This window comes from Streptacidiphilus sp. MAP12-20 (assembly GCF_041262525.1).
Taxonomy (GTDB): domain Bacteria; phylum Actinomycetota; class Actinomycetes; order Streptomycetales; family Streptomycetaceae; genus Streptacidiphilus.
The window spans coordinates 195328-220315 of record NZ_JBGCCK010000014.1 but is presented as its reverse complement, the minus strand read 5'-3'; the positions used below and the strand labels follow the sequence as shown (position 1 = coordinate 220315).

Genomic DNA, 24988 nt, shown 5'->3' with positions numbered 1-24988 from the left:
GGAAGCTAAGCCTCACAGCGCCGATGGTACTGCAGGGGGGACCCTGTGGGAGAGTAGGACACCGCCGAACAACCTTTCCAGTGAAGCCCCCTGACCATCGGTCAGGGGGCTTCACTGCGTTATGGGCACGCCCGCATCCGCAGCGAGAAGGGCCTCCGTTGGCGCGGACGACCTCTGGCTTCCGCGGCCTAACCACTCAATCCGATGAGGCTGTCGGATCAGGTGTCAGGTCCGACTGCAGAGCCGGGGCCGGGATCATGATCGCGGCGGCCGGCAGCAGGACGTCCGGTTCAGTGCCCGGGTCCTCGGCGACGACAACGCCCGCCGCCTCGATATCGAAGCCGGCTGGCCAGGTGGTGAGGTCGCTCGCCAGTGCGCTTTCCAGTTTCGCTTGCCGTAGGTCGGTGTCGCTGAGATCGCAGCCTCGGAGGTCGGCCAGGCGCAGGTCCGCGCGGACGAACACGGCTCCTGCGGCGCGGGCTTTGCGCAAATTCGCCTCCCGAAGGTCAGCGCCGGAGAAGTTCGCTTCGCGCAGGTCGGCCTTGAGCAGGCGTGCGCCGCGCAGATCGGCTTCGGTCAAGCGGGCCTGGTGAAGAATCGAGGTCCCGAGTTCGGCGTGCCGCAAATTGGCCGTGATCAGCGAGGCCCCGCGCAGGTTGACCTGGTACACGCTTGCCGCTTCCAGGCACGTGCCGTCAAGGTTGACCCCATTCAGCCACAGTCCGTCGCAGTCGGCCCGGCGCAGGTCGGTGTAGCTGACGTTGAGCCAACCCGCGGGACGTTCCTGGCCGAGGACCCCGAGGCAGGTGAGCGCCACTTGAGCGTCCGCGGCGCGGGTCTCCAGCGGGCGCACCGAGTTGATGGATGCGTCCGCCGCCGGGGCTCCCGACTCCCGCGGCGGCCAGGGCAGGTGCGTCCGCAGGTATGCCGCCATGATCGAGACGACTGCCTCGTAGTCACGGACGGAGTGGTCGGCAATCCGCCACAGTGCGTAGATGCCTCCGATCCGTACGTCAAGCTTCTCGCTGCCCAGCTGTTCCACGGCCCGGCTGAAGCGGTCGGTGACTTGGCCCTCCCGGGTGGCGTTCAGCCCGTCCTGGCTGACGCGCAGCTGCCGCCAGGTGGCATAGGCGCCGAACAGAACGACCGCGCCACCAATCGCTTGAAGCAGCGTGGTGCGCACGTTGTTCACGGCATTCAACCGATCTGCGGCGGCGAGCTGGGCACCGGCGAGGTCGTGGTCAACGATCAGTCCTGGAAGCACCAGGAACGCAGCCGACAGCACGGCCAGACCGGCCACCACGACCGAGACCACAGCAACGGCCCGACTCGGCCGCTGACGGCCACGAACATGTCCCCCCATAGCCACCGGATCCTAGGGCAAAACTGGACCCGGTGAACTTATGTGGTCAGAGCACTAGCAGTTACAGCAGTCGCAGCAGGCGCAACAATCCCCGCAGCCGTCACAGTCGCAGTCGCAGCCGTCACACCCGTCGCAACAGTCGCCGCAGTCCGGGTCGCTGCACGGGCCGTGCACCCTCCGGCCGGTGCACGGGTTCTCGTAGTCCTCGCGGCAGCAGGCCTGGCAGGTGCAGCAGAGCAGGGCCCAGAGGCCGCATGCGGCGAGGGGGCCGTGGCGGCGGGCGGGCGGAGCCAGGGGGTCGGGACTGGTGCCGAAGGGGTTCGGCGCCATCGGCGGTGGGGTGTAGCCGGCGCGGGCGTGGCCGAAGGTTCGGCGGACGGCCGCGTCCGTCTCGTGGACGAGGAGGCGGTGCACCAAGGTGCTGTCGCGGAGTTCGACCTCGGCCAGGGCCAGGCGGATGCCGTGGACCGCGTCGCGGCACAGGCGTTCGGCCTCCTCCAGGGAGGTGCCCGTTGCCGCGAGCGGGTTCCAGGCGCTCGACGCCTGATCCTCTGCCAGGTCCTCCACGGCGTCGAGGAGGTGGGCGAGTCGGCCGAAGTAGCGGCCGAGCTCGCGCAGGGCAGGGCGGTTGTCGGGCCGGCCGACGAGGACGGCGGTGTGCTCCACGGCGAGCGCCGTCGCCTCCTCCGTCGGGGCGGTCACCAGCAGCACCGAGCTGCCGATCGAGGCGGCGGCCTCCAGAACGACCTGGCGCTCGAGGCTGTCGAACAGCCGCGCCGCGTCGAACCCCAGCGACTCGCCTGCTGACTGGCTCTGGCGCCGCCAGCGGTCGGCCACGCCACCCGCGGCCACGGCGACCGGGCGGCGCGCGAAAAGCCCGTCGCGGTCGTCGACGTGGTCGCGCATCTTCGCCGAGGCGAGGGCTAGCGAGACCGCGGCGGCGAGGCGGGCACCTTCGCCCTGGGCGACCGGTGCGGTGCGCAGGCCGCGCAGAGGACAGGGACCGGCGGTGCGGCGGTCAGTCGGCGTCGCCGGGCTCTGTGCCTCGACCAGGACCGAGACGATCAGGCCGTCGTAGTTCGTCGCCGTCCTCGCCAGCTGGCCGTGCGAGTCCCGTAGCGCCAGGCAGAGCCCGCACAGGTGCGCCATCCAGCTCTCGCGCAGGCGTTCGCTCAGCCGGTGCCGGCATGGACGAATGATCCCGAACACGTGGTGGTCCTCCCCCCGTGCCGCGCAGCACGGACCAGACGATCGACGGCCGGAACAGTGCCGTCGGCGGTGTCACCAACTGCATGACCTCACTGAAGGCGACGGACACTGCCGGGTCGACGGTTGCCCGCGCCAGGACGCGATCAAGATAGCGGTGCTGCAGTCCGACAAGCACACCGGTCAGGCCGGAGGAAGGGCCGCCCACCGTGGTCGGGAACCGCACGTCCTCGCTGGACGACATGACCCACGCGTCCTTCGTGATCGCGGCGATGGCCCGACGGGCGACGCGGGAGGCCTCGTGGCCGATTCCGCCGTGCCGGGCGACGGTGTCGCGCAGGGCGCGGGCAGCGTGCACGGCGACGGTGATGCCTTGACCGTAGACCGGGTTGAAAGTGCAGCCCGCGTCGCCCACGACGACCAGGCCCTGTGGGGCGCGCTTGTCGTAGCGGCGGCGGACGCCTGGACCCGGGCGGAAGCCACGCGCGGAGGTCAGCGGTTCCGCGCCCGCGAGGAGGTCGCGCAGGCTCGGGTCGCGGAGCAGGCCGAGCTGCTTCTCAAAGCCGGCGTCGCCGGGTTCGGGCTCCGCGCCGCGCATGCCGCCGACGCTGACGATCCAGCGGTCGTCCTCGACGGGCAGCAGGACGCCGAGGCGCGGCGCGTCGGGGGCCTTGGTCTGCAGGTAGAGGCCGGAGTAGTTGAGGTCCACGTCCGGTCGGCGGCGGTAGAGGCGCGTGGCGTAGGCGACTCCGGCGTCGACGCGTTCCTCCGGAGGGAGCGGGCACCCGAGCTCGGTCAGCCACTCGGGGAGCGACGAGGTGCGACCGGAGGCGTCGACGACCATGTCGGCGGAGAGTTCGCTCAGCTGCGCGTCGCGTTGGCCGTGCGGACGTACGCGGACCCCGGACAGGCTCCCGGCGGTGCCCGACAAGCCGACGACGGCAGTGCCTTCGAGCAGCGTGATGCGCGGCTCCGAGCGGACGCGGCGCAGCACGGCGTCGTCGAGGAGCGGCCGGGTGCAGGACAGGAAGCCGGCGTCGGACTCGTACTCGCTCATCCAGCCCGCCGAACTGAGCCAGCGCAGTCCGTTCGGCACGAGCACACGCGTCGCCCCGGACTCCAGCAGCTCGGCGCGGATGCCGGGCATGAGTTCGTCGAGCACGCGGTGGCCGCCCTCGAGCAACAGGTGGGCGTGGCGTCCTTGCGGCACGCCCGCGCGAAAGGCGGGTCCGTCGGGATAGCGGTCGCGTTCCACGACGACGACCTCCTGCGCGTGCTCGCGCAGCGCCCAAGCCGCGAGCAGCCCGGCGACCCCGCCGCCGATCACCACCGCCCGGCCGGACCCAACGGCCGCTGGTTCCACCGCTGCTGACCCGACTGACCTCGCCGACCCCGATGAGCGCTCGAACGTCATGTGGCTGAGGCTACCCATCCTGGAACGAGACTTGCGGCTGCCTGTCACAATGATCATGCGCCAGGTCAGCCGAGTGAGCAGAGGAATCCCGATGACTGCCCATCGCCCCGCCCGCATACCGCAACCGCCGTATTACGCCGTCGTGTTCACTTCGCTCCGGACCGAAGGCGACAACGGCTACGGCGAGATGTCGGAGCAGATGGCCGAGCTCGTCGAGGGCCAGCCGGGCTACCTGGGCGCCGACTCCGTGCGCGGCGCGGACGGCTTCGGGATCACGGTGGCCTACTTCGACACCGAGGAGAACGTCGTGGCGTGGCGGCGCAACGCCGAGCACACCGAGGCCAGGAACATGGGGCGCAAGGCCTGGTACGAGGCGTACTCCGTGCACGTGGCCAAGGTCGAGCGCGCCTACGGCTGGGACCGCGACGAGTAACCTGGCCGGGTAGTCGCAGCTCAGCGGACCGCAGCTCAGCACCGCCGTAGACCGTGGAGGCCCGTTCGTGCCCTATCTGACCGTGGCCGGACCGGGCGTCCATGAGATCGAGGTCAAGAAGTCGCGGTTCATCTGCCACGTGGCCCGGGTCGAGGACGAGGCGGCGGCGCAGTCCTTCATCGCGGCTACCCGTAAGCGGTACTGGGACGCGCGGCACAACTGCACTGCCTTCGTCGTCGGGGACGACCCGCGACGCGAGCGGTCGAACGACGACGCCGAACCGGCCGGGACGGCCGGCGCACCCATGCTGGAGGTGCTGCGCCGGCGCGGCCTCACCGACACCGTCGCCGTGGTGACGCGGTACTTCGGCGGCGTGCTGCTGGGCGCCGGCGGCCTGGTGCGCGCGTACGGGGGAGCGGTCGCGGCGGCGCTGGACGAGGTCGGCCTGGTCGAGCGGCGACCGGTCGCGCTGCTGTCGGTGACGACGGACCATGTCCGGGCGGGACGCCTGGAGAACGAGCTGCGGGCGGCCGGTTATGTGGTGCGCGACGTCGTCTACGACGCGGTGGGCGTCGTGCTGGAAGTGGGCGTGCCGGAGGAGTCCGTGGCCGGGTTCGAGGCCTGGCTCGCGGAGGCGACCGGCGGCGAGGCCCTGGCCGAGCGCACTGGGACGACCCGGATCGACGTCCCCGTGATCTGACGGACCGTGGTGATCGATTGTGCGATCCCCACAAGAATTACCCCGGCGACTCGCTGTGATCCCGTGAGCCGATCCTCCCTCTCACCCGTGCCAGGCTGGGCTTGAGCGCGCACGGACGGTTCGTTCCACGCATGGACCGTCTCGTGCGCTTCCTACGAACGGGCCCGGGTGGCCCGTACGACACAGGGGAGTACGCCGATGGCACGGCAGGCAGACGGATTTCTGGTCGGGACCGAGGTCGCGATCACCGGGATGGGGGCCGGCACGCCGCTCGGCGGGGACGTCGCGTCCACCTGGGCGGCGATGCTCGCCGGGGAGTCGGGCGTCGGGGTGCTCGACGACGACTGGGCCAGGGGGCTGCCGGTGCGGATCGCCGCCCGGGTCGCGGTGGACCCGGCGGACGTGCTGCCGCGCGTGGAGGCGCGGAAGCTGGACCGCTGCGAGCAGCTCGCGCTGGTGACGGCCCGCGAGGCGTGGGCCGACGCGGGCGCACCCGCGGTCGACCCCGAGCGCCTGGCGGTCGTCATCGGCACGGGCACCGGCGGCGCGGTCTCGCTGCTGACCCAGGACGACGTACTGGAGCAGTCCGGGGCGCGCAAGGTTTCGCCGTTCGCCATTCCGATGCTGATGCCCAACGGCCCGGCAGCCTGGGTCAGCATCGATCTCGGCGCGCGTGGCGGAGCGCGGACTCCCGTGAGCGCCTGCTGTTCGGGCGCGGAGGCGATCGCCATGGGCCTGGACCTGATCCGGCTCGGCCGCGCGGACGTCGTCGTCGCGGGCGGGACGGAGGCCTGCATCGCGCCGCTGCCGATGGCCGGGTTCGCCCAGATGACCGCGCTGTCCAAGCGGAACGACGAGCCCGAGCGCGCCTCGCGTCCCTTCGACGCGGAACGGGACGGCTTCGTGCTCGGTGAGGGCGCGGCCGTGGTGGTGCTGGAGCGCGCGGACCGGGCGAGGGTGCGCGGGGCACGGGTGTACGCCCACGTCGCGGGCGCGGGCATCACCTCCAGCGCCGAGCACATCACCGCCTCCGACGCCGACGGTCAGCAGCGCGCGATTCGCGCGGCGCTCGCCGACGCCGGGCTGGGCCCGCTCGACATCGGCCTGGTCCACGCCCATGCCACCTCCACCCCGGCCGGCGACATCGTCGAGGCCCAGGTGATCGCCGACACGGTAGGCCGCCACCCGGTCGTGACGGCGACGAAATCGATGACCGGACACCTCCTCGGCGCCTCGGGCGCGCTGGGTGCGCTCGTCGTGGCGCTGGCGCTGCACGAAGGGCGGGTTCCCGCCATCCGCAACCTCGACAACCCCGACCCTGGAGTGAAGCTCGACCTGGTCACCGGCGCGCCCAGGGACGGCGAGTGGATCGCCGGACTGGCGAATTCGTACGGTTTCGGCGGTCACAACGTGAGTCTGGTGCTCACGAAGGTGTGAACTGCGACACTCCGACGCCCGGTTAACGTGCTGTTCACAAACGGGCAACAGTCGGGAAATTGCGTCCTGTGAGTCTCCTACCCGAGCAGCAGGCCGTAACTCCCCAGTGAAGCGGAGCGACGCCGAGCGCCACAGCATCGTTCCCACCCCACCGCCCGTTTCACCTGCGAGGACGCGCCCGTGAGCTACAAGGCTGAGTACATCTGGATCGACGGCACCGAGCCCACCGCCCAGCTGCGTTCCAAGACGCGCGTTCTGGCCGACGGCGCCGAGCTGCCGATCTGGGGCTTCGACGGTTCCAGCACCAACCAGGCCGAGGGCCACGCGTCGGACCGCGTGCTCAAGCCGGTCTTCTCCTGCCCGGACCCGATCCGCGGCGGCGACAACGTGCTGGTGATGTGCGAGGTGCTGAACATCGACGGCACCCGTCACGAGACCAACAACCGTGGTCTGCTCTCGCCGATCGCCGAGCAGTTCGCGGCGCAGGAGTCGATCTTCGGTATCGAGCAGGAGTACACCTTCCTCACCGAGGACGGCCGTCCGCTCGGCTTCCCGGAGAACGGCTTCCCGGCCCCGCAGGGCCCGTACTACTGCGGCGTCGGCGCGGGCAAGGTCGTCGGTCGCGAGATCGTCGAGAAGCACCTGGACGCCTGCATCGAGGCCGGTCTGGCCATCTGCGGCATCAACGCCGAGGTCATGCCCGGCCAGTGGGAGTTCCAGATCGGCCCGGTCGGCCCGCTCGAGGTCTCCGACCACATGTGGGTGGCCCGTTGGCTGCTGCACCGCATCGCTGAGGACTACAACGTCGTCGTCTCCCTGGACGCCAAGCCGGCCAAGGGCGACTGGAACGGCGCGGGCGCGCACACCAACTTCTCCACCAAGGCCATGCGTGAGGGCTACGACGCCATCATCACCGCCTGCGAGTCCCTCGGCGCCAGCCAGGACATCGTGATGGAGCACGTGACCCAGTACGGCACCGGTGTCGAGGAGCGCCTCACCGGCAAGCACGAGACGGCCCCCTGGAACGTCTACAGCTACGGCGTCTCCAACCGCGGCGCTTCGGTCCGCATCCCGTGGCAGGTCGAGGTGGACAAGAAGGGCTACATCGAGGACCGTCGCCCGAACGCGAACGTCGACCCCTACGTCGTCACCCGCCTGCTGGTGAACACCTGCTGCTCCGCTCTGGAGAAGGCCGGCCAGGTCTGATCCCCGCGCAAGCTCTCGCAGCGCCCTCCGGTTCCCGTACCGGAGGGCGCTGCGGCGTTCCCGGGGCACCCGCGAGCGGGTCGGCGGCGTCAGAAGCGAGCGCGGCAGCCGAAATTGGGAGGCTACCGGCAGGGCGTTGGGATACCGTCGGGCCCCATGGCCTGGCTACCTGACGACTACGTCCATCCGATCCTTGTCCCGCTGCTCGACGGCGCCTACCACCTACGGCCGATCCGGGAGGCCGACACCCCACTCGACTATCCCGCCGTGATGGGTTCCCGCGAGCGGCTCTGGACCATCTTCGGCCCGGCCTGGGGCTGGCCCGCCGCCACCATGAGCTACGAGGCGGACCGCGTCGACCTGTTGCGCCATGAGAAGGAGATAGCCGCGCACCAGTCCTTCAACTACGCGCTGTTCGACGCGGAGGAGACGGCACTCCTCGGCTGCGTCTACATCGACCCGCCCGAGAAGACCGGCGCGGACGGTGAGATCTCCTGGTGGGTGGTCGACGAGCGGGTCGGCGGCGAGGTGGAGAAGGCGCTGGACGCGCTGGTGCCGGCGTGGATCGCCGCCGACTGGCCGTTCCGGCAGCCGCGTTTCATCGGGCGCGACCTCTCCTGGCAGGACTGGCTCGCCCTGCCCGACCACTCCTCCTGATCGAGTCGGTCCGGACCGCGCCGCAAAACAATCAAGCGCCATTGATTGGTTTGCGGCGCGATGTCATTCTTGCCTCGCCGAGCGCACGAGGAGGACGAGGAGGGCGAGCACCGTGGCGGATCCCGGACCGGCTCTGAAGGACCTGCACGACGAGAGCCAGTCGCTGGACGAGGTGGTGGCGCGGCCGGAGACCGACTGGTCCGCCGCGACACCCGCACCTGGCTGGACCATCGCCCACCAGATCGGACACCTCGCGTGGACCGACGCCAAGGCGCTGATCTCCGTGCGCACGCCCGACGCCTTCGCGGACGAGCTGCGCCGCGCGCTGGACGGCGGCGATGCCTACGTCGACACGGCCGCAGTCGAAGAGGCGCGGAAGCCGCGCGGGCAACTGCTCGCCGAGTGGCGCGACGGCCGCGCGGCCCTCGCCGAGGCGCTCGCGGGTGCGGCGGCGGGGGCCCGATTCCCGTGGTACGGGCCGCCGATGAGCGCGGCGTCGATGGCGACCGCACGGCTGATGGAGACCTGGGCCCACGCCCAGGACGTCCACGAGGCGCTCGGCCTGCGGCCCGCGCCCACGGCGCGACTGCGCCACATCGCCCGACTCGGCGTCCGGACCAGGGACTTCGCCTTCGCCGTGCACCGGATGGCGCCGCCCGCCGCCGAGTTCCGGGTGGAGCTGCGGGCTCCGGACGGCGAGATCTGGGCCTTCGGGCCGCCCGACGCGGAGCAGCGAGTGACCGGCAGCGCGCTGGACTTCTGCCTGGTCGTCACCCAGCGATTCGATCCCGACGCCGCGGACCTGGTGGCGGTCGGCGAGGACGCGGCCGCGTGGCTGCGGATCGCCCAGGCCTTCGCGGGCCCTCCCGGCGCGGGACGCAGGGGGGCCGCGGGGTGATCGGCATGCCGGCCGGAACGGAGTCGGCCGAAGCCACCGAACTGCGGGCCACCGTACGGCGGTTCGTGTCGGGGAGTTGCCCAGGGAGCTACACCGCCAGGCCGGGGCGCTCGGGCTGCCCGGCGTCTCCTTCCCGGCGAGCGCCGGCGGCGGTGGTGGCGACCTGCTGGCCGCTGTACAGGCTGAGGCTCCACGGGTTGAGCCTGGCAGCCGTTGGCGCGGGTCACTGCACGTTGCCGGTGGTTCCCGGGACGATCGGGTGCACCTCGAGACCGCTGCAGCCCGGGAGCTGAACTGAGACGATCCGGGTGGAGGCGCGGGTTCCGGGCGGCGTGACGAGCAGGCCGGCGTAGGTCGGGCAGCTGGTGGCGCCGCCCTGCGGCACGTCGGTCGCCTCGACGCGTGCCGACACCGCCGAGTGGGCCGCGACGACCACGGTGGCCGGCTCCGTCGCGCCGGGGGCCGCGCCGCCCATCATCCCGCGCAGCGTGCGCCGGGCCTGGGCGATCTGGTTGTCCGAGGAGTCGAGCCCGGCCACGCCGGGGTACCCGTAGAGGGTGCAGGCGTGGTCGGTGTAGTTGGTGAACGACAGTACGACGACCAGGTGGCCGGCCGCGCCCTCGCTCTGGCCGACGCCGACGGTGATCTGCGAGCCGGTGCAGGGCGGCGGTCCGGCCGCGGTGGTGACGGTCGGGGTGGCGCCGCCGCTGCTCCCAGTACTCCCGGTACTCCCGCTGGTCCCGCTGCCGGAGGGGGTGGCGGCGGTGCCGCTGGTGGTGCTCGCAGCCGGGGTGCCGGGGCCGCTGGGGGTACCGGACGTGCCGCTGCCCCCAGAGCTGGTGCAGGAGCTGAGAGCGAGACAGAGGGCGGACGCCGCGAGAAGCCCGAAGGCTGTGTGTCTGGTCATGTCCCTGGAGACGGACGCCCGGGCCCCGGGGTTCCTGTCCTGGCGTCACGAACGTGTTCCGAGGCGGCCACCGCTCTGTGTCGGTCGCGCTGCCCGGTCAGTCTGCCGGCTCCCCGCTCGACTCCCTCGCCGACAGCAGCACCACGCCGAGCAGCGCGGCTGCCCCGACCGCACTCGCCGGGGTGAGGCGCTCGCCGAGAAGGGTCGTGCCCAGCAGAAGAGCGGCCAGGGGCTCGAGCATCAGGACCACCGAGACTGTGGTGGCCCGGACGTGGGCCATCGCCGAGAAGAAGAGCGCGTAAGCGAGAGCGGTAGGAACGGCGCCCAGGTAGACGATCAGCGCTGCCGAGGTGGCGAGGTGCGTAGGTGTCGGCAGCAGGGTCGTGACCGGAGCAGCAGTGAGGAGGAGGCAGGCAACCGCGACAGCGGAGCCCGCCAGCGCGCGATCGTAGGGGCGGCCGGCCCGACCGCGTCGGGCCTCGGACTGGGTGAGCAGGTTGATGGCGGCCGAACCTGCGGCGCTGCCGAGCGCACAGAGGAATCCCCAGACCGGTGCGGAGCCGCCGGCCCCGGTGTCGCCGCCGAAGACCAGCAGCGAGAGCCCGAGAACGGCGGCCAGGACGGTCAACTCGGCGCGACGGTCGATCCGCTGGCCGAAGACCAGCCGCGCGCCGAGCGCGGTGAAGACCGGTCCGGCGCCGACCGAGACCGCCGTCCCGAGCGCGAGCCCGGCCAGGGAGACGGCGGCCAGGTAGCAGGTCTGGAACATGGCCATGAGCAGGCCGGTCGCCACGAGCGCGAGCGGGCGGGCGCGCCCGCCGTCGGCGGTGGCGGCGTCGGTGCGTGCCATGAAGGCGCGGCCGACGAGCAGCAACGCGCCGCCGATGGCGAAGCGCCAGCACGAGACGGCGATCGGGCTGAGGCCGCTGCTGCGGTAGAGCAGCGCGGCGGCAGCGCCGGCGCTGCCCCAGGAGGTGGCGGAGAGGGAGATGCAGAGGAGAGGGCGTACGGACGCGGCCCGCAGGGATGACATGGACGACTCCGGTCGGTGGTCGCTGACGGCGTGTGAAGTCGGCACGCGGGCAGCGGTCACCGCTCCGACGGCGTCAGAGACGAACGTCCGGAGGGGGAGTGGATCCGGTGGGGCCGCCCGCTAGCGGGCGGGCGGAGGCAGGACTGCGCAGGAGTACGGCGTCATGGCAAGCACCCTACTGCCTGGCCCTGGCCGGTCCGGTGGGATACCGGGCCGGCCAGGGCCGTGTGGCTCGTTCTCGGCGTCAGCTCAGGGGAGTTGCCATTGCTGGTTCGTGCCGCCGTGGCAGGTGTAGAGGAGCAGCTGGGTGCCGTTGCCAGTGCCCGATCCGCTTGCGTCGAGGCACTTGCCGAGGGCCTTCAATTCGCGGGTGGCCGCGTCGTAGGTCCACTGCTGTGCGGCGGTGCCGTTGCAGGTGTAGATCTGTACCGGGGTGAGGTCGGCGCTGGAGGCTCCGCGAACGTCCATGCACTTGCCCAGAGCCCTGATGGTGCCGTCACCGGGCTGGGACCAGGACTGGGCCGCGGTGCCGTTGCAGTCGTAGAGCTGCAGCGGCGTGGAATCGGTGTTGTTCGCCCCGGGGATGTCGACGCATCGGCCGCTTCCGACGCCCGCGATCGGGCCCGTACCGCCGCTGCTCGCCGGTGAGACCCAGGACTGGTCGGCGGCGCCGGTACACGAGCCGATCGTCAACTGCGTGCCGTCCGCCGTCGAGGAGTTCGGGTCCTGGAGGCACTTGCCGGAGGCGGGGTTGAGCAGGGCGCCGTTGGCCTGGGGCTGCCATACCTGGGCAGTGGAGCCGTTGCAGGTGTAGATCTGCACCGGGGTGCCGTCCGCGGTGCCTGCGCCCGTCACGTCCAGACACTTCCCGGCGGCGCGTACCGTGCCGTCGGACTGCTCGGACCACTCTTGGCCGTTCGTACCGTTGCAGGAGTAGATCTCCACCTTGTGGCCGTCGGTGTTGTCGTCCGCGGCGAGGTCGAGGCACTTCCCGCCGAAGCCGACCAGGGGCGTCGCCACAGCGGAGTCCGCGGGGACAACGGTCCACACGAACGTGGTCGTGGCCAGCGCTCCGGCGGCGTCCTTCGCGGTGACGGTCACCGTGCTGGTGCCCGACGTTGTCGGCGTTCCGGTGATCAGTCCGGCCGAGGAGATCGAGGTGCCGGCCGGGAGCCCGGTGGCGGTGAATGCGGGGGTCTGGCCGCCGGTGGTGTCGTTCGCCGACACCTGCACGGAAACCGGGGAGCCGCTCAGCCCCTCCTGGGCACCGGGGTTGGTGACGGTCAACGGCCGGCCCAACTGCGCGGGGGTGACCGGCAGGGTCCCGGTCAGCGGGAGGTTCGCCGAGGAGTCGCCGACCAGGATGCCGTAGCTGCCGGGGGTGGTGGTCCAGCCGGCGGACGTGGCGTCGTAGTGCTGCAGACTGCGCTGGGTCAGCTGGAAGGCGACGGGCTTGCTCTGCCCCGGCTGCAGGTCGACCCGGGCGAACCCCTGCAGCTGCCTGGGGGGTTCGCCGACCGAGGACGGCTGAGCGACGTAGAGCTGCGCCACATCGGCGCCGGCCCGCGAGCCGGTGTTGGTGACCGTCGCGGTGACGGTGGTCGCACCGCCCCGGGGCAGGGTGCCGACCGTCAGGTTGCTGAAGGCGAAGCTGGTGTACGACAGGCCGTAGCCGAAGGGGAACAACGGCGTGATGTTGTTGGCCTCGTAGTGGCGGTACCCGACGTCGACGCCCTCGGAGTACTGCACGGTGCCGTTGGTGCCCGGCCACTGCGCTGCGGTGTTCGCCGGGACGTCACTGAGCGACTTGGGGAAGGTCACCGGAAGGTGGCCGGAGGGGTTGGTGTCGCCGAACAGGACCGACGCGATGGCGGTGCCGTCGCTCTGACCCGGGTACCACGCCTCCACGATGCCCTTGACCGAGTCGACCCAGGGCATGGTGACCGCGGAGCCGGTGTTGAGGACCACGACGGTGTTGGGGTTGGCCGCGGCAACCGCGGCGATCAGCGCGTTCTGAGAGCTGGACAGGTCGATGCCGCCGAGGTCGCCGCCCTCGGACTCCCCGTTGCCGGCGAATACCACGGCCACGCTGGAGGAGGAGGCGAGCGAGGCGGCCGAGGTGGTGGACGAGCCGTCGTCGTACTTGACGGTGATCCCGCTGTTCCCGGCCCGTGAGGTGATCCCCTGGAGCGGGGTGATCGTGCCGCTGGAGTTCACCGACGTGCTGCCACCGCCCGCGGTCTGCGCGGAGGTCGAGGCGTCGGCGCCGATCACCGCGATCGACTGAGTGGAGGCGCCCAATGGAAGCACATTGCCGCCGTTCTTCAGCAGGACCGTGCCCTCCTGGGCCAGGCTCGTGCCGACGCTCTGGTCGGCCGCACCGGTGGCGGTCTGCGCCGGCGAGCCGGTCGGGGCCTTGTCGAACAGGCCGAACGCGAACATCTGGGTCAGGACGCGGGACGTCATCGTGTCCAGCGTGGCCTGGCCGACGGAGCCGCCCGCGACGGCGCTCTGCAGGCCGGTGCCGTAGAACCCGTCGCCACCCGGCATGTCCTGGTCCAGGCCGGCGTTCGCCGAGGCCGCCGTGGAGTGGGTGGCTCCCCAGTCCGAGGTCACAAAGCCCTGGAACCCGAACTGCCCGCGCAGCACCGTGTTCATCAGGTACGGGTTCTCGCAGGCGAAGGCGCCGTTGACGACGCTGTAGGAGCACATCACCGAGGAGGCCGCGCCCTGCTGCACCGCGTCCTGGAACGCGGGCAGGTAGATCTCCTGCAGTGTGCGGTCGCTGACGGACACGTTGTCGGCCGTGGTGTTGCGATAGGTCTCCTGGTTGTACGCGGCCAGGTGTTTGACCTGCGCCATCACACCGGTGGACTGCACGCCGCGGATGTCGGCGGCGCCCATCTGACCGTTGAGGTAGGGATCCTCGCCGACCGATTCGAAGGCTCGTCCCCAGCGCGGATCGCGGACGATGTTGATGGTCGGCCCCAGGTCGATCGTCGTGCCCTTGGCGGCCTGCTCGGCACCGATGACCCGACCGTAGGACTGCTCGGCCGCGGTGTCCCAGGTCGAGGCGACGCCGACGGGGGCGGGCAGTTGGGTGACGTTGTTCAGGCCATCGCCGACTCCGGCCGGTCCGTCTTCCAGGTTGAGGGCCGGTATGCAGAGCGAGCCGAGGGCCTGGGTGAAGCCGACATAGCTGGAGCCGCCCGATCCCGTGGCCAGCGCGACCTTCTGGGGCGTGGTCATCCTCGCCAGTACCTGGCTGACCCGCTGGGGGATCGGCGCGCTGGAATGCACCCAGGGACATGCGCCGGCAACGCCCGTCGCGGCCGAAGCGGCGGCATGTGCGGGGACAGCTCCCGCGCCCAGCACTCCCGCACCTCCGGTGACCAGGGCAAGGGCGGCGAGCAGGGGTGTTCGTCGTCTCGCCTGACTTCGAGACTTATACACAAAGACCTCCAATGACGCGTGCGGTGATGACGCCTGTTGGTACGCCAAGTTGCCAGCTTGCTACGGGTGGTAGCAGAACTGGCGGTGCGTTTGCGTGAGAGGGATCTGCAGGGCGAGTCTCGACGGGTGAAGCATGCACGTCAAGGTTTAGTTCGAAAATTGAACAGGTGCACCGCGAGGGGGAGCGGGCAAAGGTCCAGGTCATGAGCATCGTGAGGCGACGCAGCACGGCGTCGGCCGAGGCCGGTCCTGGGGCGGACCTCTCACTGCTTCACAGCAGAGTGCCTTCAACCCATTGACGGGCTGGTGGCGGGGAAGTCGGTGCTGATGTCACGGGTCGTCATGGCGGCGAGGGCATCGGCTTTGGCCGTACCGCTCGCGATGAGGACGAGACGGCGAACCTTGTTGAGCAGGGCGGCGCCCATGGTGACGACGTGGGTGGCGGCGTCGGCGGGGTCCGGGAAGAGCGAGGGTGTCGGCGTACCAGGGGTAGGTCGACAGGATCTCGTAGGTGTAGATCTCCTGGTCGAAGCGGGTCGCGACGGGCATGTTGCCGCAGAAGTGGCCGTCGGCGCCGAGGCCGATGAGCATCAGGTCCAGGCCGCCGTTGCCGTGGAGTTCGTCGCGGATCCGGTCGGGGTTGTCGATGCTGCTCCTTCAGACGGCGTTGAGGCCCTCGGCCTCGAAGAGCGCGCGGGCCTGCGCGACCTGGTCCGGCGTGGGGGAGGGGGTGTCCGCGAGTTCGAAGCGCTCGCCCAGGGCCTCGTACTTGGCGGCGCCGAGCTTGTGGAAGGGCAGGACGTCGACACGGGAGACGTTGCCGAGCGAGGCGGCGAACTTCGCTACGCCGGCCACGTTCTCCTCGCCGTCGGTCAGGCCGGGGACGAGGACGAAGCGGACCCATACGTTCTGGCCCAGCGCCGCCAGGCGGTGGGCGAAGTCCAGGGTCGGCTGGAGCGGCCGGCCGGTGACCTTCCGGTACAGGGCCGGGTCCCAGGACTTGATGTCCAGCAGCACCAGGTCGGCGTCGGCCAGCAGCGCGTCCGTCGCGCGCGGGCCGAGGAAACCGGACGTGTCGAGCGCGGTGTGCAGGCCCAGTTCGTGCTTGAAACGGTGCAGCAACTCGCCCGTGAAGACCGGCTGGAGCAGCGGCTCGCCGCCGCTGACCGTCGCGCCGCCGCCCGAGGCCCGGATGAACGTCGTGTACTTGCCCGCCTCCGCGACGACGGCGTCCGCCGAGGTGCGCTTGCCGTTGCGCATCTTCTTCGTGTCGGGGTTGTGGCAGTACAGGCAGTTGAGCGGGCAGCCCGACAGGAAGGTGACGAAGCGCGTCCCCGGTCCGTCCACGCCGGTGGACAGGTCCCAGGAGTGGACCGAGCCGCTGGCGGGGCGACGGGCCACGGACGCGGCGAGCGTCTGCGGGGCGATGGTCATGGCAGGTGCTCCCTGGTCCCTGGAAAGTTCCGCGGCGCCGGTGCCGGGTCGGGGTGTCGCCGGCGCCGCCGGATCATGGGGTCACGGTCGGCCGTGGTGGATCACAGCGTGCCGTGGAAGGTGCGGTTCAGCACGTCGAGCTGCTGCTCCCGCGTGAGCCGGACGAAGTTGACCGCGTATCCGCTGACGCGGATGGTCAGCTGCGGGTAGTTCTCCGGGTGGTCCATGGCGTCCATGAGCGTGTCGCGGTTGAGCACGTTGACGTTCATGTGGAAGCCGTTGCTGCCCATGTAGCCGTCCAGCACGCCGGCCAGGTTGCCGATCCGCTCCTGCGGGGTGCGGCCCAGGCCGTCGGGGGTGACGGTGTTGGTCAGCGAGATGCCGTCCTCGGCCTCTTCGTACGGGAGCTTCGCGACCGACAGCGCCGAGGCGACGTAGCCGTGGGTGTCGCGGCCGTTCATCGGGTTGGCGCCCGGGGAGAAGGGCTCGCCGGCGCGGCGGCCGTCCGGGGTGTTGCCGGTCTTCTTGCCGTAGACGACGTTCGAGGTGATGGTCAGCACCGACTGGGTGTGCTCGGCCTCGCGGTAGGTCGGGTGCTTGCGCACCTTCTTCATGAACTCCTCGACCAGCCACACCGCGATCGAGTCGACGCTGTCGTCGTTGTTGCCGAACGCGGGGTACTCGCCCTCGACGACGTAGTCCGTCGCCAGGCCGGTCTCGTCGCGGATCACGCTTACCTTGGCGTGCTTGATCGCGGAGAGCGAGTCGGCCGCGACCGACAGACCCGCGATGCCGCAGGCCATCGTGCGGCGCACGTCGCGGTCGTGCAGCGCCATCTCGATGCGCTCGTAGGCGTAGCGGTCGTGCATGTAGTGGATGACGTTGAGCGCGTGGACGTAGACGTCCGCGAGCCACTCCATCTGCTCGTCGAACTTGCTCATCACCTGGTCGTAGTCCAGGACCTCCGACGTCAGCGCGCCCGTGTCCGGGCCGACCTGGGCGCCGGACTTCTCGTCGCGGCCGCCGTTGATCGCGTAGAGCAGGGTCTTGGCCACGTTCACCCGCGCGCCGAAATACTGCATCTGCTTGCCGACCGGCATCGCCGAGACGCAGCAGGCGATCGCCGTGTCGTCGCCGAAGCGCGGGCGCATCAGCTCGTCCGACTCGTACTGCACCGAGGACGTGTCGATGGAGACCTTGGCGCAGAACTCCTTGAAGCCCTGCGGCAGGCTCGGCGACCAGAAGACCGTCATGTTCGGCTCGGGGGCCGGGCCCAGGTTGTACAGGGTCTGCAGATAGCGGAAGGAGGTCCTGGTCACCAGCGGGCGGCCGTCCTCGCCCATGCCGGCGATGGACTCGGTGACCCAGGTCGGGTCGCCGGAGAACAGCTCGTCGTACTCGGGGGTGCGCAGGAAGCGGACGATGCGCAGCTTGATGATGAAGTCGTCGACCAGCTCCTGCGCCTCGGACTCGGTGATCCGGCCCGCCGCGATGTCGCGCTGCAGGTAGACGTCGACGAAGGTCGAGGTGCGGCCCAGCGACATGGCGGCGCCGTTCTGCTCCTTCACGGCGGCTAGGTAGGCGAAGTACAGCCACTGGATCGCCTCGCGGCCGGTCGTGGCCGGGCCGGAGATGTCGCAGCCGTAGCTCGCGGCCATCGCCTTGAGCTCCCCGAGCGCGCGGATCTGCTCGGAGAGCTCCTCGCGCAGCCGGATCGTCTCGTCGATGCTGCGGTTGCCCGCGGGCATCGCGTTGAGCTCGTCCTTCTCGCTCTTCTTGACCTCGATCAGCCGGTCCACGCCGTAGAGCGCGACGCGGCGGTAGTCGCCGATGATGCGGCCGCGGCCGTAGGCGTCGGGCAGGCCGGTGACGATGCCGGCCTTGCGGGCGGCGCGGATCTCCGGGGTGTACGCGTCGAAGACGCCCGCGTTGTGGGTCTTGCGGTACTCCGTGAAGACCTTCTCCAGCTCGTCGCTGACCGGGTAGCCGTAGGTCTCCAGGGCACCGGCGACCATCCGCCAGCCGCCGTTCGGCATGATCGCGCGCTTGAGCGGGGCGTCGGTCTGCAGGCCGACGATCAGGTCCGCGTCCTTGTCGATGTACCCGGGCGCGTGGGCGGTGATCGAGGTCGGCGTGGTCGCGTCGATGTCGAGCACGCCCTTGCGGCGTTCCTCGGGGAAGAGGTCGGTGATCTTCTTCCAGACCGCGGTGGTCCGCGCGGTCGGGCCCGCCAGGAACGAGTCGTCGCCCAGGTAGGGGGCGTAGTTGGCCTGGATGAAGTCTCGGACGTCGATCGCGTCCCGCCACAGGCCGCCGCGGAAGCCCTCCCAGGCCCCACCCGTCTCGCCCGTCTGCGTGGACTCGCTGTACTGGACGGTCATTGCTCGCTCACCTACCGAAGAACTGAAGGCGTAAACCCGTACACACTCAGCCTGCTCTCGGGGCCACCGCGCCGATCGCGGCGATCGTCCCCACTTGCCAGGGCTTTGGTCCCGACGCGGCTGTGTCGCGCGGCCCGGTGGCAGTGGCCCGGTAGCGGTGGACCGACTGTGCGCCGGAGTGCTCCGAACGGGTGATGCCACGCGCCCGCGTGCCCGTCTCACGGCCGCATCGCGCCCTCGTCCGAGGGGCATAGGTGAGAAGGGGCCCAGGGAAGCGCTCACGCCGGGCCACGGTTGCGACGAAGGGGAGACTGTGGTGACGCTCGCGGTGACCGGGCACAGGGATCTGACCGAGCAGACCGCGGAGCTGGTCCGGGCGGAGCTGCGCAAGCTCCTCGCGGCGCGCGCGGCCGAGGGCCCGCTGACGGGCCTGTCCTGCCTCGCCAGGGGCGCGGACACGATATTCGCGGAAGAGCTGGTCGAGGCCGGGGGAGAGCTGGTCGTCGTGCTCCCCGCCCAGCACTACCGGCAGAACAAGGTGCGCCCCGACCACGCGCCCGCCTTCGACCGCCTCGTGGACGCGGCCGTGGAGGTGCAGGAGCTGGACTTCGCGCAGGTCTCGCACGAGGCGTACGAGGCGGCGAACGAGGTGCTGCTCAGCCGCGCGGACGTGGTCGTGGCGGTCTGGGACGGGCAGCCGCCGGCCGGTCCCGGCGGGACCGGTGACCTGGTCCAGCGCAGCCGCGCGGCGGGCGTCGAGGTGGTCAGGGTCTGGCCGGAGGGTTCGGCGCGCGCGGGGGTGAGCTGAGCCCGCCGACCGCGGCGGATCAGGATAGCGGCGGGGCGCGCCGACGCGCCGTCAGAACCGGAATCCCGTCGCCCGCTGTGGAAGCTCTGCCAGGCTGGCCCGGCAAGACAGCCCCACACCAGAGGACCCACCGTGCGCCGTCCAGTCCTTGCCCTCGCCTCCGCGCTACTGCTCGCCGCCGTCGCGGGCTGCGCCCACACCTCCGGCAGCCCTGCGACCTCCGGTGACCGTGCGTCAGCCACGAGCTCGAGCGCGAGTACTGCGCGGGCCGGCGACGCCGCCGCGCCGCTCGCGGAGGGGCCCGGCCCGCAGACGCACTACAGCGTCGCCACCCAGCCGTCGGCCGGCAGCTGTCACTACCGCGCGGACGCGAGCCAGCCGCTGCCCGACCCGGCCTGCACCCCGGGCGCGCTCTCCCCGGCGGTGACCCAGGCGGACCTGGCCACGACGATCTGCCGCAAGGGCGGCTACACCGGAGGCATCCGCCCGCCCGCCTCGGTCACCGACGTCGAGAAGCGCAAGAACGCCGCCTCGTACGGGTACACCGGCTCGCTGCACGACGCCGAGTACGACCACCTGGTCAGCCTGGAACTGGGCGGCGATCCGAACGACCCGCGCAACCTCTGGGTCGAGCCGCCGTCTCCGGGCCACCAGTCCGGAGCGGGCGTCAACAACCCGAAGGACGCGGTCGAGACGCGCCTGCACACGGCGGTCTGCGGGGGCAAGGTGACGCTCTCCGCCGCGCAGCAGGCGATCGCCGCGGACTGGTCCACGGCGGAGGCCCGGCTCGGCCTGAAGTAGTCCGGGCCCCCTCGGGGCAGCGGTCAGGGCAGCGGTGTCAACAGGATCCAGACGTGGCCGAAGGGATCGCGCAGCATCGACTGCCGTATGCCGTACGGCATGTCCGCCGCCGGCGTCAGCAACTCGGCGCCGGCGGCGACGGCCTGAGCGGTCACCGCGTCCACGTCCGGCACGTAGACGTGGAGCACGACCGATGTCCACCCCCCGCCCGGAACGGCGAAGGGCGGCTCCGGGTCGCTGAGCATCAGCGTCGAACCCGCGATGCCGATCTCGGCGTGGTAGATCCGCCCGCCGTCCGTCTCCAGGCGCAGGTACTCCGTCGCGCCGAACGCGACCTCGTAGAAGGCGATCGCCTTGGCGGCCCCGTCGACCATGATGTGCGGGATGACGGCGTGCTTGTGGTGCTCCGGAATCTCCATGCCGCCACGCTAGGCGCGGGCGGCAGGTGCCGGGACCGGGCGCAGGACCGGTCCCCGTCTCGGTCCATGGTCGCAGGACCGCGGACCCAGCGGGCGCGGGCTCAGCGTGCGCCCGCCAGCACCTTGCCCTCGGTGGAGAGGATGCCGTTGCGGTAGTCGAAGCGCGGTGTGCGGGAGAACATCAGCCACAGGTACTTGAGGTTCTCCGCGAACCAGTAACCAGGCGTCAGGTCGCCCAGCCGGACGGAGGAGCTGTCGACCTCCGTGGCGATCGTGTAGCCGCCGGCCACCCTGTGGTGCGTGCGCAGGCCCTCGAACCAGCGCCAGGCCGCCTGCTTGTAGGCGACGTCGCCGGTGATCCGCCAGAGGTCGAAGGCCGAGTTGGCATACTCCGGGCGCAGTTGGCCGGCGGGGTCGACGGCGGTCAGCGTGCTGTAGTCGATGCTCTCCGGCAGGACCGGGTAGCGGTTCAGCACGGCCGACCAGGAGCGGAAGTAGGCCGCGCCACGACGCACGTCGCCGCCCTTGGCGAGCAGCCCCGCGTAGAAGGAGGCCAGTTCGGACTGGTGCGTCGGGCCGGTGCGCGCGCCGGTGGCCGCGTCGACGCCGTGGTACCAGGTCAGGCCGCCGCGGACGTCGGTCTGGTGTGCGAGCACGGGCTTGGTCAACTGGTGGTACCAACGGGTCAGTTGCGCGTCGCCGAGGAGTCTGCCGCCGCCCCACAGGTACTCGTAGAAGGAGTCGACCGGCGGATTGGGTGCGTTCGAGGTGTGGTCGAGCCAGCGTCCGGTCTCAGCGTCGATGGTCGTGCCGAGCAGTCCGAGCGAGCTGCGCCGGGCCAGCACGGCGCGGTACGCGCGCATCGACGCGTCGTAGTAGCGGGCGTCGCCCAGGAGCCGGGAGAGCAGCCCGAACTCCATCATGTTCGTGCCCGCCTCGGCCAACCCGACCGCGCGGCCGTGCGCCCGGCCGGTGCGCAGGTTGACGTGGGTGTACGGGATGCCGGTGGGCGAGGAGGTGAACGCCGGCAGCAGCCGGTCCGCGAACTCGCGGGCGCGGGCGAGGAGTCGCTGGCTGCGCGTGGTCCTGTAGCCCGCGAGCAGGCCGCCGACCAGGCGGATGACCGCCTCGAAGACGTGGACGTCGGCGTCCTGGGTCGGGTCGAGGTGTGCCTCGACCCAGGAGCGGGCGCGGGCGAGCTCGTGGTCGCAACCCATCAGGTAGAGGGTGTCCAGGGCTTCGACGATGGAGAGCCCGAAGGTCCGCCCGTCGGCGAAGAAGTCGTTGTGCCCGCCGCTCAGCGGCCGGACCTCGTCGTGGCCCCAGGCCACGTCGGTGTACCCGCGCCAGCTGTGCAGGTACTCCGCACGGACGGCCGCCGCGGCGTGCGCGTCGGCGGGCAGCGTGCGGGGCATCCCGCTCGGGGCCTCGGCGCGGGCCCCGGCGCGGGTGGCGGGGGCGGCGGTGGCGACCCCGGTGCCGGCGGCCGTCAGCAGCGCGGTGCCCGCGGCCGAGCCGAGCACGAGACGGCGGGAGGGGTGAGGGAGCGGTGGCGACGAGGCGTGGCGGAGCATGCACGCAAAGTTAAGGTGTGCGGCGTGCCCGGCGGCGGCAGGATCATCGTGTCGTCGTCAATTGCGCGCGGACGGGTGACATTGCTGGCATGTGCATGCCAGAATGATCGCGCCCTGGACGGCGCAGGTCGCAACCCGCCGCCCAGGGCGCAATCTCCCAAGGGTGAACCCGCGTCAGTTCACTGCCTCGCCTGCAGCGAAGCAGTGTGCGCACGGATCTGGTCCTTGGTCAGGTACGCGTCCGTGTACTCGAAGTCCCGCAGTCGCGCCGGGCGGCGTGCCTGGAATCCGGTGCGCACGAAGTCGTCGCCGGCGGTCGCGTTGAGCAGCCAGTTGGTCATGACCCGGACCTTGGCGACGTTGGTGCGCAGTGCCATCAGGTGGTATCCCCTGGCCACGCCCTGGGCGGCCACGCCGGTGAGCTCGATGCCCATCGGCTTGGAGACCGCGTCCGCGCCGCCGAGGTCGACGACCAGGCCGAGGTCCTTGTGGAAATACGGCTTGAGCTCCTTGCCGCGGAGCGAGGCGATCACGTTGTCGGCCACCTGCTTGCCCTGCCGCTGCGCGTGCTGCGCGGTCGGCGGGCAGACCGCGCCGTCGCCGCTCGCCAGGTCCGGGACGGCGGCCGCGTCGCCGAGGGAGAAGACGCCCTCGCACTGCGGCACCCGCATGTCGGCGGTGACGGCGAGCCGTCCGCGCACGGTCTCCGCGTCGAGGGTGTTCACCAGCGGGCTGGCCGCGACGCCGGCGGTCCAGATCAGCGTCCGGGAGGGGATCACCCGGCCGTCGGTCAGCTTGACGCTCTCGTCGCCGACCTCGGCGACGGAGACGCCGAGCGAGATGTCGATACCGCGCTTGCGCAGCAGGTCCATCGCGGTGGTGCCGAGGTTCTCGCCGAGCTCGGGCATCAGCTTGGGCGCGATGTCGACCAGGTGCCACTTGATCAGGTTCGGGTTCAGCCTGGGGTAGCGGCGCACGGCGGAGGAGGTGACCCGCTGCAGGCAGGCGGCCGTCTCGGTGCCCGCGTAGCCGCCGCCGACGACGACGAACTGGAGCCGCGAGATCCGCTCCTGCTGGTTGGTCGCGGCGTCGGCGAGGTCCAGCTGGGAGATCACATGGTCGCGCACGAAGGCGGCCTCGGCCAGCGTCTTCATGCCGCGGGCGTGGTCCGCGAGCCCGGGGATGTCGAAGGTGCGGGTCACGCTGCCCGGTGCGAGCACCAGGTAGTCGTAGGGTTCGGCGACCAGCTCGTCGGTGATCTTGCGAGCGATCACCATCTTCGCCTTCGCGTCGATGCCGACCGCGCCGCCCGGGATGATCCGGGTCCGGCGCAGCATCCGCCGCAGTGAGACCGCGACCGACTGCGGCGTCAGCACCCCGGCCGCGACCTGCGGCAGCAGCGGCAGGTAGAGCTCGTAGCTGAACGGCGCGATCATGGCGATCTCCGCCTCGCTGGGGGCGAGGTGCCGCTCCAGCCGTCGTGCGCACTCGACGCCGGCGAAGCCGCCGCCGACCACGAGGATCCGAGGTCGTTCCATCGTGCCCATCCCTTGTCTCTTCATGGCTGGGGTCACTTGCTCCTGCGCTCCTCGACACACTCGCACGCCCCCGGCACCACCGCCACCGCGCGGGCCTGTCGGGCGGACGTCCAGGTCACGCGGTAAGGCTCGGTAGGGTGGGGCGCATGTTGCGAGAGGTGACGGCGGACCGTTATGTGACGCCGCTTCGGGAGGGCGGCTCGCTGCCCGGTCTGGTCGAGGCGGACGGGGCCGGCCTCTGGGTCGCCAAGTTCGTCGGCGCGGCGCAGGGCCGCAAGGCGCTGGTCGCGGAGGTCGTCGCAGGGGAGCTGGCCCGACGGCTGGGCCTGCGGGTACCGGAGCTGGCCCGGCTGGAGGTCGACCCGCGCGTCGCCGTGGGCGAGCCGGACCAGCAGGTGCAGGACCTGGTCAAGGCGTCCGGGGGCACCAACCTCGGCATGGCCTTCCTCAGCGGGGCACTGGGCTTCGATCCGTTGGCCTTCGCGGTCGACGCGGGGACGGCGGGGCGGGTGGTCTGGTTCGACGCGCTGATCGGTAACGTCGACCGCTCCTGGCGCAACCCGAACCTGCTGATGCGGGACGGCGATCTGTGGCTGATCGACCACGGCGCGAGTTTGATCTTCCATCACAACTGGCCGCGCGCGGCCGCGTCGGCCCGCAAGCGCTACGACGCCTCCGACCACGTCCTCGCCTCTTTCGCGCCCGACCTCGCGACGGCGGACGCGGAGCTCGGCCCGCTGGTGACCGAGCGGCTGCTCGCGGAGGTGCTGGCGCTGGTGCCGGACGTCTGGCTGTCGGACGAGCCCGGCTTCGACGACCCGGCCGCGGTCCGCGCCGCGTACGTGGCACAGCTGGCGGCGCGGGCCGCCGGCCCGAGGGAGTGGGTGGCGGCTTGAAGCTGGTCTACGAGTACGCGCTGATCCGCGTCGTGCCCCGGGTGGAGCGCGGCGAGCAGATCAACGCGGGCGTGCTGGTCTACAGCCGCCAGGCGGGCGTCCTGCGGTCGGCGATCCACTTGGACGCTGCGCGGCTGCTGGCGCTCGACCCGGCGGCGGACGTCGCCGCGGTCCGCGCCGCGCTGGACGCCGTGGCCGGCGTCTGCGGCGGCGGCGCGGCGGCGGGGCAGGCGGCGGACGAGGAGCCCGGCCGCCGCTTTCGGTGGCTTACCGCCCCGCGCAGCACGGTCGTCCAGCCGGGCCCGGTCCACTGTGGTCTCTCTGCCGACCCGGCGTCGGAAGCGGATCGGCTGCTCGACCTGCTGGTGCGCTGAGACGGGCAGTTGCAGCACGCTAGGGGCGCGGGGAACTGCGCGACAAGCCACCCTGC

The 24988-nt window shown here is 71.3% G+C and carries 22 protein-coding genes and 1 pseudogene; 11 read left to right on the top strand and 12 right to left on the bottom strand.

The window, feature by feature from the left end; translation table 11 throughout:
- Positions 1 to 196 precede the first annotated feature (196 nt).
- The 3 genes and pseudogenes from ABIA32_RS20915 to ABIA32_RS20905 all read right to left on the bottom strand — a co-directional run.
- Complete coding sequence (locus tag ABIA32_RS20915) at positions 197 to 1303, bottom strand: pentapeptide repeat-containing protein (protein WP_370097481.1); 1107 nt, start codon at positions 1301 to 1303, stop codon at positions 197 to 199.
- A 114-nt stretch (positions 1304 to 1417) separates the two neighbouring features.
- Positions 1418 to 2512, bottom strand: a complete 1095-nt coding sequence (locus ABIA32_RS20910; protein WP_370097478.1) for a DUF5685 family protein — start codon at positions 2510 to 2512, stop codon at positions 1418 to 1420.
- Positions 2513 to 3401: 889 nt separating this feature from the next.
- A pseudogene (locus tag ABIA32_RS20905) lies at positions 3402 to 3983 on the bottom strand (FAD-dependent oxidoreductase); the annotation flags it as partial.
- A 91-nt stretch (positions 3984 to 4074) separates the two neighbouring features.
- On the opposite strand from ABIA32_RS20905, the gene ABIA32_RS20900 reads away from it, so the two are divergent.
- From ABIA32_RS20900 to ABIA32_RS20870, 7 genes are all read left to right on the top strand, one after another.
- A complete protein-coding gene (locus tag ABIA32_RS20900; RefSeq protein ID WP_370097475.1) occupies positions 4075 to 4416 on the top strand; it encodes an antibiotic biosynthesis monooxygenase in 342 nt (113 codons plus the stop codon).
- Between the two features lie 67 nt (positions 4417 to 4483).
- On the top strand, positions 4484 to 5116 hold the full coding sequence (locus ABIA32_RS20895; RefSeq protein WP_370097472.1) for a YigZ family protein: 633 nt from the start codon (positions 4484 to 4486) through the stop codon (positions 5114 to 5116).
- 198 nt (positions 5117 to 5314) lie between these two features.
- Positions 5315 to 6553 (top strand): beta-ketoacyl synthase, encoded by a 1239-nt coding sequence (locus ABIA32_RS20890; RefSeq protein WP_370097470.1) that lies wholly within the window; start codon positions 5315 to 5317, stop codon positions 6551 to 6553.
- Positions 6554 to 6733: 180 nt separating this feature from the next.
- Positions 6734 to 7759, top strand: coding sequence for a glutamine synthetase (gene glnII, locus ABIA32_RS20885; protein ID WP_370097468.1), 1026 nt, complete (start codon positions 6734 to 6736; stop codon positions 7757 to 7759).
- 156 nt (positions 7760 to 7915) lie between these two features.
- The gene (locus ABIA32_RS20880; protein ID WP_370097466.1) at positions 7916 to 8416 is read left to right on the top strand and encodes an N-acetyltransferase; all 501 of its coding nucleotides are present in this window, start codon (positions 7916 to 7918) and stop codon (positions 8414 to 8416) included.
- Positions 8417 to 8528: 112 nt separating this feature from the next.
- Positions 8529 to 9314 (top strand): TIGR03084 family metal-binding protein, encoded by a 786-nt coding sequence (locus ABIA32_RS20875; RefSeq protein WP_370097463.1) that lies wholly within the window; start codon positions 8529 to 8531, stop codon positions 9312 to 9314.
- Positions 9315 to 9390: 76 nt separating this feature from the next.
- Positions 9391 to 9612, top strand: coding sequence for an acyl-CoA dehydrogenase family protein (locus ABIA32_RS20870; protein WP_370097460.1), 222 nt, complete (start codon positions 9391 to 9393; stop codon positions 9610 to 9612).
- Here ABIA32_RS20870 and ABIA32_RS20865 read toward each other — a convergent pair.
- The 6 genes from ABIA32_RS20865 to pflB form a co-directional block, all read right to left on the bottom strand.
- On the bottom strand, positions 9538 to 10221 hold the full coding sequence (locus tag ABIA32_RS20865; RefSeq protein ID WP_370097458.1) for a DUF4232 domain-containing protein: 684 nt from the start codon (positions 10219 to 10221) through the stop codon (positions 9538 to 9540). The two genes, ABIA32_RS20870 and ABIA32_RS20865, sit on opposite strands and share 75 nt — an antisense overlap.
- Positions 10222 to 10318: 97 nt before the next feature.
- Positions 10319 to 11254 carry a DMT family transporter gene (locus ABIA32_RS20860; protein WP_370097455.1) on the bottom strand — a complete coding sequence of 312 codons (936 nt, stop codon included), beginning with the start codon at positions 11252 to 11254 and terminating at the stop codon, positions 10319 to 10321.
- Positions 11255 to 11503: 249 nt separating this feature from the next.
- Positions 11504 to 14503 (bottom strand): glycoside hydrolase family 3 C-terminal domain-containing protein, encoded by a 3000-nt coding sequence (locus ABIA32_RS20855; protein WP_370097452.1) that lies wholly within the window; start codon positions 14501 to 14503, stop codon positions 11504 to 11506.
- A 491-nt stretch (positions 14504 to 14994) separates the two neighbouring features.
- Positions 14995 to 15132: a hypothetical protein gene (locus ABIA32_RS20850; protein WP_370097449.1), complete on the bottom strand. Its 138-nt coding sequence runs from the start codon at positions 15130 to 15132 to the stop codon at positions 14995 to 14997.
- Positions 15133 to 15364: 232 nt separating this feature from the next.
- Complete coding sequence (gene pflA, locus ABIA32_RS20845; RefSeq protein WP_370097447.1) at positions 15365 to 16141, bottom strand: pyruvate formate-lyase-activating protein; 777 nt, start codon at positions 16139 to 16141, stop codon at positions 15365 to 15367.
- A gap of 101 nt (positions 16142 to 16242) precedes the next feature.
- A complete protein-coding gene (pflB, locus tag ABIA32_RS20840) occupies positions 16243 to 18522 on the bottom strand; it encodes a formate C-acetyltransferase (RefSeq protein ID WP_370097444.1) in 2280 nt (759 codons plus the stop codon).
- A gap of 316 nt (positions 18523 to 18838) precedes the next feature.
- Here pflB and ABIA32_RS20835 point away from each other — a divergent pair, with 316 nt between their 5' ends.
- Together ABIA32_RS20835 and ABIA32_RS20830 are read left to right on the top strand one after the other, a co-directional pair.
- Positions 18839 to 19330 (top strand): hypothetical protein, encoded by a 492-nt coding sequence (locus ABIA32_RS20835; RefSeq protein ID WP_370097442.1) that lies wholly within the window; start codon positions 18839 to 18841, stop codon positions 19328 to 19330.
- A gap of 132 nt (positions 19331 to 19462) precedes the next feature.
- Positions 19463 to 20131, top strand: coding sequence for a hypothetical protein (locus tag ABIA32_RS20830; RefSeq protein ID WP_370097439.1), 669 nt, complete (start codon positions 19463 to 19465; stop codon positions 20129 to 20131).
- Between the two features lie 23 nt (positions 20132 to 20154).
- Here the strand turns inward: ABIA32_RS20830 and ABIA32_RS20825 are convergent, their stop codons facing one another.
- The 3 genes from ABIA32_RS20825 to ABIA32_RS20815 all read right to left on the bottom strand — a co-directional run bounded on the left by ABIA32_RS20825 (position 20155) and on the right by ABIA32_RS20815 (position 23662).
- Complete coding sequence (locus ABIA32_RS20825) at positions 20155 to 20550, bottom strand: VOC family protein (RefSeq protein WP_370097436.1); 396 nt, start codon at positions 20548 to 20550, stop codon at positions 20155 to 20157.
- A gap of 101 nt (positions 20551 to 20651) precedes the next feature.
- Entirely contained in the window at positions 20652 to 22124 is a 1473-nt protein-coding gene (locus ABIA32_RS20820; protein WP_370097433.1) for a glycoside hydrolase family 47 protein, read from the bottom strand.
- A 179-nt stretch (positions 22125 to 22303) separates the two neighbouring features.
- Complete coding sequence (locus ABIA32_RS20815; protein WP_370097430.1) at positions 22304 to 23662, bottom strand: NAD(P)/FAD-dependent oxidoreductase; 1359 nt, start codon at positions 23660 to 23662, stop codon at positions 22304 to 22306.
- Between the two features lie 146 nt (positions 23663 to 23808).
- On the opposite strand from ABIA32_RS20815, the gene ABIA32_RS20810 reads away from it, so the two are divergent.
- On the top strand, positions 23809 to 24558 hold the full coding sequence (locus ABIA32_RS20810; protein ID WP_370097427.1) for a HipA family kinase: 750 nt from the start codon (positions 23809 to 23811) through the stop codon (positions 24556 to 24558).
- Positions 24555 to 24932, top strand: coding sequence for a DUF3037 domain-containing protein (locus tag ABIA32_RS20805; protein ID WP_370097425.1), 378 nt, complete (start codon positions 24555 to 24557; stop codon positions 24930 to 24932). The genes ABIA32_RS20810 and ABIA32_RS20805 overlap by 4 nt, the downstream gene beginning before the upstream one ends.
- Positions 24933 to 24988: the final 56 nt, after the last annotated feature.

Coding starts and splice junctions, on each gene's coding strand:
- ABIA32_RS20810 (WP_370097427.1), top strand. CDS start 23,809: ATGTTGCGAGAGGTGACGGCGGACCGTTATGTGACGCCGCTTCGGGAG.
- ABIA32_RS20880 (WP_370097466.1), top strand. CDS start 7,916: ATGGCCTGGCTACCTGACGACTACGTCCATCCGATCCTTGTCCCGCTG.
- pflA (WP_370097447.1), bottom strand. CDS start 16,141: ATGACCATCGCCCCGCAGACGCTCGCCGCGTCCGTGGCCCGTCGCCCC.
- ABIA32_RS20815 (WP_370097430.1), bottom strand. CDS start 23,662: ATGGAACGACCTCGGATCCTCGTGGTCGGCGGCGGCTTCGCCGGCGTC.
- ABIA32_RS20890 (WP_370097470.1), top strand. CDS start 5,315: ATGGCACGGCAGGCAGACGGATTTCTGGTCGGGACCGAGGTCGCGATC.
- ABIA32_RS20900 (WP_370097475.1), top strand. CDS start 4,075: ATGACTGCCCATCGCCCCGCCCGCATACCGCAACCGCCGTATTACGCC.
- ABIA32_RS20850 (WP_370097449.1), bottom strand. CDS start 15,132: ATGGGCGCCGCCCTGCTCAACAAGGTTCGCCGTCTCGTCCTCATCGCG.
- ABIA32_RS20865 (WP_370097458.1), bottom strand. CDS start 10,221: ATGACCAGACACACAGCCTTCGGGCTTCTCGCGGCGTCCGCCCTCTGT.
- ABIA32_RS20860 (WP_370097455.1), bottom strand. CDS start 11,254: ATGTCATCCCTGCGGGCCGCGTCCGTACGCCCTCTCCTCTGCATCTCC.
- ABIA32_RS20855 (WP_370097452.1), bottom strand. CDS start 14,503: ATGACCACGCCCCAGAAGGTCGCGCTGGCCACGGGATCGGGCGGCTCC.
- ABIA32_RS20820 (WP_370097433.1), bottom strand. CDS start 22,124: ATGCTCCGCCACGCCTCGTCGCCACCGCTCCCTCACCCCTCCCGCCGT.
- ABIA32_RS20910 (WP_370097478.1), bottom strand. CDS start 2,512: ATGGCGCACCTGTGCGGGCTCTGCCTGGCGCTACGGGACTCGCACGGC.
- pflB (WP_370097444.1), bottom strand. CDS start 18,522: ATGACCGTCCAGTACAGCGAGTCCACGCAGACGGGCGAGACGGGTGGG.
- ABIA32_RS20825 (WP_370097436.1), bottom strand. CDS start 20,550: ATGGAGATTCCGGAGCACCACAAGCACGCCGTCATCCCGCACATCATG.